Origin of the sequence: Nonomuraea cypriaca (assembly GCF_015645445.1) — a bacterium.
In the GTDB taxonomy this organism is placed as follows: Bacteria; Actinomycetota; Actinomycetes; order Streptosporangiales; family Streptosporangiaceae; genus Nonomuraea; species Nonomuraea cypriaca.
This window is the reverse complement of the sequence record NZ_JADOGI010000140.1, coordinates 22,848-28,847: the sequence shown is the minus strand read 5'-3', so window position 1 is coordinate 28,847 and position 6,000 is coordinate 22,848. Positions and strand designations below refer to the sequence as shown.

Annotated in this window: 6 protein-coding genes; 3 read left to right on the top strand and 3 right to left on the bottom strand. The window is 69.2% G+C overall.

Going from position 1 to position 6,000, the window contains the following annotated elements; genetic code table 11:
- Together ITP53_RS35645 and ITP53_RS35640 are read right to left on the bottom strand one after the other, a co-directional pair.
- Positions 1 to 989: alpha/beta fold hydrolase (locus tag ITP53_RS35645; protein WP_195899861.1), on the bottom strand; the 989-nt coding region annotated here is incomplete at its 3' end.
- Positions 990 to 1,017: 28 nt separating this feature from the next.
- A complete protein-coding gene (locus ITP53_RS35640; protein WP_195899860.1) occupies positions 1,018 to 2,094 on the bottom strand; it encodes a CapA family protein in 1,077 nt (358 codons plus the stop codon).
- On the opposite strand from ITP53_RS35640, the gene ITP53_RS35635 reads away from it, so the two are divergent.
- From ITP53_RS35635 to ITP53_RS35625, 3 genes are read left to right on the top strand one after another with little or no spacing between them, the layout of a single operon-like run.
- Positions 2,006 to 3,460 carry an MFS transporter gene (locus ITP53_RS35635; protein ID WP_195899859.1) on the top strand — a complete coding sequence of 485 codons (1,455 nt, stop codon included), beginning with the start codon at positions 2,006 to 2,008 and terminating at the stop codon, positions 3,458 to 3,460. The genes ITP53_RS35640 and ITP53_RS35635 overlap by 89 nt on opposite strands.
- Positions 3,461 to 3,515: 55 nt before the next feature.
- Entirely contained in the window at positions 3,516 to 3,923 is a 408-nt protein-coding gene (locus ITP53_RS35630; protein ID WP_195899858.1) for a Fur family transcriptional regulator, read from the top strand.
- A gap of 17 nt (positions 3,924 to 3,940) precedes the next feature.
- Positions 3,941 to 5,389 carry a catalase gene (locus ITP53_RS35625; RefSeq protein WP_195899857.1) on the top strand — a complete coding sequence of 483 codons (1,449 nt, stop codon included), beginning with the start codon at positions 3,941 to 3,943 and terminating at the stop codon, positions 5,387 to 5,389.
- Positions 5,390 to 5,751: 362 nt separating this feature from the next.
- Here the strand turns inward: ITP53_RS35625 and ITP53_RS35620 are convergent, their stop codons facing one another.
- Positions 5,752 to 5,976, bottom strand: a complete 225-nt coding sequence (locus ITP53_RS35620; protein ID WP_195899856.1) for a DUF397 domain-containing protein — start codon at positions 5,974 to 5,976, stop codon at positions 5,752 to 5,754.
- Positions 5,977 to 6,000: the final 24 nt, after the last annotated feature.

The window sequence follows — 6,000 nt, the reverse complement described above, 5'->3', positions numbered from 1 at the left end:
ACCATGGCGGCCCCGAACAGCCGGCACCCGTGGATCCGCCCGATGCCGGACCCCGCTCCCGTGACGACCACCAGTCGATCTCCGAACACCGTCCGCCCCTCCCCGACCTGGGCGCGCCGCAGCTCCCTGACGGCGGCCCCGCCTTCGACGTGCGCCACGAACTCGCCGATCATCCGGGCGACGAGTCCGGGACGGCTGCGATGAACCCAGTGCCCCGCCTCGACCCTCCGATGCCACAGCCTGGCCACCCACCGCCCGTACGAGGCCGTCAGCGCCGGCGTCACGAATCCGTCCCGCGACCCCTCGATGACCTGCACAGGCACGCCGCCGACACGCGGATCGGGATCCCTGAGGCGGGTGAACATGTTCCGCCGGTAGAGCCAGAGCCCGTTGCGCCCGTCCGTGACCAGGGTCTCCGCCGGATGCCCTGGCCGCGGCGGCACGCCCTCGCGCACCCGCAGCCGGCGATCGAGGATCCTGGGCACGACGGCTCTCCAGGCCAGCTCGGGAATCACCGGTACCTGGAAGGCGGCGATGTACCACGTCCTGACGGCCTGGGCGACGACGTCGCGCCGCCTCCCGTCCCGCCTGAACCGCGCGAACTGCCGCAGTCCTGGCCCGCCGAGGCTGGTGAACGAGGCCACCCGATCCCGCGACCCGGCCCTCCCGACCGCCTCCCACCCCTGCAGCGACCCCCAGTCGTGCCCGACGAGGTGGACGCGGTCCTTGCCCACGGAGTCGAGCACGGCGGCGAGATCGCCGAGCAACTCGTCGAACCCGTAGCCACGCCGGTCCCGCGGCGCGGTGGACATCCCGGCCCCGCGTACGTCGTACCGCACGACGTGGAAGCGATCGCGAAGGGGCGCGGCCACCTCGTCCCATACGCGATGGGTGTCCGGATAGCCATGCAGCAGCAGGATCGTCGGATCTGCCGGGTCGCCGTCCTCGAAGACCGCCAGCCGTACGTCACCGGACTCGACCCACCGCATCGGCGGCCTCCTCTCGGATCCCAGGCGCTCAGGGGCGCGCGGCCAGTCCCGTACAGGATCGCAGGGCCTTCCAGTCGGCCACCGCCCGCGTCCTGGCCGAGCCGGTCATCGGGACCGGCAGACCGCCCTGGATCGTGGCCGGGGTCCACTTGTCCTTGAGCACCTTCCGCCCATTGATCGTCAGCGTCAGGACGCCGGTCCTGCCGGTGGTCGCCGGGTTGGAGTTGTAGAAGACGAAGTTCCCCATGCCGTAGTTCACGTACGCGTCGCCGAGGTACCCGGAGCCGAGCAGGATGTGCGCGTGCCCGCCGACCACCACGTCGGCGCCCGCCTCGACCAGCTTGGGCGCGAGGGACAGTTGCGCCTCGTTCGGGCATTTCTGCAGCTCGGTGCCCCAGTGCAGGTGGACGATCACGGTGTCGGAGTTCTTGCGCGCCCGCCGTACCGCGCTCAGCAGGCTCGCCTCGTCCTTCGCCGAGGCCAGCCCGCCGTTGCCGTCGGTGGCCGTCCACGCCTGCACGAACTCCGCGTCGAGCACCTGCGTGGCGCCGATGACCGACACCCGGTTCCCGTTCACGGTCGTCCGATACGGCTTGTACGCCTGCGCCGCGTCCTTCCCGATCCCCACCACGGGGAACTTGCTCCGCTTGATGGCCGCCAGGGAGTCCGCCAGCCCGCTCTGCATGTAGTCCATGCCGTGGTTGTTGGCCATGGACGCCACATCGACCCCGGCCGCCTTGAGCGCCGTAAGCGCGCTCGCCGGCGCCCTGAACGTGTACTGCTTCCCCGGCGCCGGCGTCCCCGCGGAGGTGATCGCCGTCTCCAGGTTCACCATCGCCAGGTCGGACTCGCGCAGCACGCTCGCGATCGGCCCGAGCGCCGTGCGCGGGCTGCCCAGCCGCCCCCGCAGCATCCCCTCGAAGTGCACGTCCCCACCGAAGGTGATCGTGTACGGCCGCCGCTCAGGCGTCGGCTTCGCCGTCGGCGACTCGGCCGCCTGCCGCTCCACCACCGGCTTGCTCTGCGGCTCGCGTTCAGGCGCGGGAGAGCACGCGGCCAGCGAGACGACGGCGACGAACGCCGGGAGGGCACGGGGGAGTCTCATATGCCGCACTTCCGCTCGAATCCTGACTTTTAGGGATCGAGCATGCCATGCAGGACGTATTACCTGTAGCCCCGTCTTACCCAGCGACCTCCGCACTTGCCAGCACGCATCCAGTGCCGGCCTGCAAATGATCGTCGCCGGTTACACCATCGTCTACGCCGTCCTGCTGATCACCGGAGCACGGGTCGGCGACCTGTTCGGCTACCGCACCGCCTTCCTCGGCGGGCTGGCCGCGTTCACCGTCACCACGCTCGCCGCGGGCCTGGCGCCGACGACCGGCTGGCTGGTGGCCGCGCGCCTGCTCCAGGGCGCCGCCTCGGCGATGATGATGCCGCAGGTGCTGACCTTGATCCAGCGCAACTATCAGGGCGCGGCCAGAGGCCGGGCGATCGGCCTGTGGTCGTTGACGATCAGCGGCGGCATCGTGGCGGGTCAGGCGCTCGGCGGCATCATGCTGGGCTTCGGCACGGGCTGGCGAACCGTGTTCCTGGTGCTGGTCCCCATCGGCGCGCTGCTGATGGTGGCCGGGCTCCGGGCGCTGCCCGCCGACGAGGGCGCCGGGCGTACGGGCCTCGACCCGTGGGGCCTGGTGACGCTGTCGGCGGCCGTGCTGCTGCTCGTGGTGCCCATGGTGCTCGGCCGCGACCTCGGCTGGCCGTTGTGGGGCTGGATCTCGATGGGACTGAGCGTGGTGACGTTCGCGGCGTTCGTCCGCATCGAGCGGTGGGTCACCTCCCGTGGCGGCCGCCCACTGGTGGACGCGCGGGTGCTGCGCGCGCCGGGCATGCGCCCCGGGCTGGCGATCCTGCTGTTCGGTCCGGCGACCTGGGGCGCGTTCCTGTTCACCTCGTCCCTGCACCTGCAGGGCGAGTTGCATCTGACGCCGCTGGCCTCGGGCATGATGCTGGTGCCGTGCGCGCTGGCGTTCGGTCTCGTCGGGCTGCTCTGGCCGCGCCTGCCGGTAGGCCTGCAGCGCCCGCTGGTGCCGTTCGGCTACGTGGTGGCCGCGCCCGCCTATCTGGGGCTCGGGCTGTTCGCGGGCGGCGGACTGTCGTACGCGCTCATGAGCGCCCTCGTCGGCGGCGGGCTCGGCGTGCAGGTCGCGGTGACGAACATGGCGACCGAGCAGGTGGACGCCGAGTACGCGGCCGACGCCAGCGGCGCCCTGCTCACCGTGATGCAACTCGGCCAGGTCATCGGCGTCTCCACGGTGGGAACGCTGTTCATCACCCTGAGCCAGGCCGGCCCCGCTCGTTCCTCGATGTCCGCCTCCATGGGTGCGTCCCTGGCCATGGCGGCCCTGGCCGTGCTGGCCGGGCTGAGCTCGATCTTCCTCGTACGCCGCCGTTCACCCGCCCATACCTAAACTTGGGTCATTCCTTTACTTGAATAGTTCAAGTTTAGGTCGTAGCGTGTCATCCATGGGGGACGAAGACCTGCTGCGCCGAGCCGGGTTGCGGGTGACCGCGGCCCGGCTCGCGATCATGCGGACCGTGCGCGACGGCGACCACCTCGACGTGGACGACGTCTACCGCGGCGTGCGTGATCGCGTGGGACAGGTCTCACTCCAGGCCGTCTACGACTCGCTGCACGCGCTGCACGGAGCCGGGCTCGTCCGCAGGATCGAGCCCATGGGCAGCCCGGCACGCTACGAGGCGCGGGTGGGCGACAACCACCACCACCTCGTCTGCCGGCACTGCGGCACGGTGACCGATGTCGACTGCGTGGTGGGGGTCGCGCCCTGCCTCGAACCTGCCGACACGGCCGGGTTTGTCGTGGACGAAGCGGACGTCACGTTCTGGGGCGTCTGCCCGAGCTGCCAAAGATGATTTCGGAGGATCGCGATATGACGAACAGGCCCATCACCACCGACGACGCCGGCATCCCGGCGCCGAGCGACGAGCACTCGCTCTCCGTCGGCCCGAACGGCCCCCTGCTGCTTCAGGATCACTATCTGATCCAGAAGATGGCCCACTTCAACAGGGAGCGCGTCCCCGAGCGGGTGGTGCACGCCAAGGGCGGCGGCGCCCATGGGGTCCTGCGGATCACGGAGGACGTCAGCCAGTTCACGAAGGCGGGCCTCTTCCAGAAGGGCAAGGAGACGCCGCTCTTCCTGCGCTTCTCGACCGTCGCCGGCGAGCTGGGCAGCGCCGACACCGCCCGCGACCCGCGCGGGTTCGCGATCAAGTTCTACACCGAAGAGGGCAACTACGACATCGTCGGCAACAACACGCCGATCTTCTTCATCCGTGACCCGCAGAAGTTCTCGGACTTCATCCACAGCCAGAAGCGCCGCGCCGACAACCACCTGCGTGACAACAACATGCAGTGGGACTTCTGGACGCTGTCGCCCGAGTCGGCCCACCAGGTCACCTTCCTGATGACCGACCGCGGCACGCCCGCCAGCTGGCGGAACATGCACGGCTTCGGCTCGCACACGTTCCTCTGGTACAACGCGGCCGGCGAGAAGTACTGGGTGAAGTACCACTTCAAGACCGACCAGGGCATCCAGAACTTCACGGCCTCCGAGGCCGCCGCTCTCCAGGCCACCGACCCCGACCACCACATCCGCGACCTGCACGACGCGATCAGGCGCGGCGACCACCCGTCGTGGACGGTGAACGTGCAGATCATGCCGTTCGAGGCGGCGGCCGACTACCGGTTCAACCCGTTCGACCTGACCAAGGTGTGGCCGCACGCCGACTACCCCGAGATCACGATCGGCAGGTTCACCCTCAACAGGAACCCGGCGAACTACTTCGCCGAGGTGGAGCAGGCGGGCTTCGAGCCGTCGAACCTCGTGCCCGGCATCGACACCTCACCGGACAAGATGCTGCAGGGCCGCCTGTTCTCCTACCCTGACACCCACCGCTACCGGATCGGCCCCAACTACCTGCAGCTGCCGATCAACCAGCCGCGCAGCGCCGTCAACTCCTACAACTTCGACGGCCCGATGACCTTCACGAACCAGCAGGACCCGGTCTACGCCCCCAACTCGGTCAACGGCCCGGCCGCCGACCCTGCGCTGTACGAGGGCGAGAGCTACCACGTCATGGGTGAGATCATCCGCTCGGCCGCCACCAGGCACGCCGAGGACGACGACTACGTCCAGCCGCGCGCCCTCTGGGAGAACGTGCTGTCCGGCGACGACCGCGCTCACCTGGTGAGCAACATCGTCGGCCACGCCTCGGCCCCCGAGGTGACGGCGGACATGAAGAAGCGTGTCGTCGAGTACTGGAGCAACATCCACAAGGACCTCGGCGAGGGCGTCGCCCAGGGCCTCGGAGTTTCCTAGCCGGCACGCGAAACGGCCCGCGTCCCCTCCCGGGGCGCGGGCCGTTTCACGTCCTGTCGGCGGACGCTCGGGAAAGGCCGCTTTCCCGAGAGGCGGGGCCCCCGCCTCAGCATTTCCAGTTGGAACGACGGACCGCTGCAAAATCCTGCGTCACGCCTGCTACCCATTCCCCGACGACGGGTCGCGGACGGCTTTCCGGGTCCAAAAGAAACGTGTCGGAGGTTGATCACCTTGGTCCCGCCTGTGCGATGATGTGCAAGTCTTCTGAGCTCGAGTCGCAAGAGAGCCGGATGCGCCGGAGGCTGCCACGCCTCCCATGAACGGCCCTGAAGGTTGTGCCACCAACTTGCCAGGGCCGTTTTTCATGCGCTCGCCCCGAGCCTGGTCAGGTCGAACTCACCATCGCGAACTCCCGAGGTGAAAGCCGCCCACTCCGACGGAGTGAACACCAGGACGGGACCGTCCTGCTCCTTGCTGTCACGCAGCGCGACATTCCCATCGGCCAGCGGAGCGACCTCGACACAGGCATCTGCGCCATTGCAGAAGGTGCTCTTCCGCCACGCGGCCTTCGTAGGGTGGTTGTGCATTATCTCCCCAAATAGCTAAAGGGG

What these genes read in the sequence shown, in the direction of transcription:
- ITP53_RS35640 (WP_195899860.1), bottom strand. Translation starts at nt 2,094, where the DNA reads ATGAGACTCCCCCGTGCCCTCCCGGCGTTCGTCGCCGTCGTCTCGCTG.
- ITP53_RS35620 (WP_195899856.1), bottom strand. Translation starts at nt 5,976, where the DNA reads ATGCACAACCACCCTACGAAGGCCGCGTGGCGGAAGAGCACCTTCTGC.
- ITP53_RS35630 (WP_195899858.1), top strand. Translation starts at nt 3,516, where the DNA reads ATGGGGGACGAAGACCTGCTGCGCCGAGCCGGGTTGCGGGTGACCGCG.
- ITP53_RS35625 (WP_195899857.1), top strand. Translation starts at nt 3,941, where the DNA reads ATGACGAACAGGCCCATCACCACCGACGACGCCGGCATCCCGGCGCCG.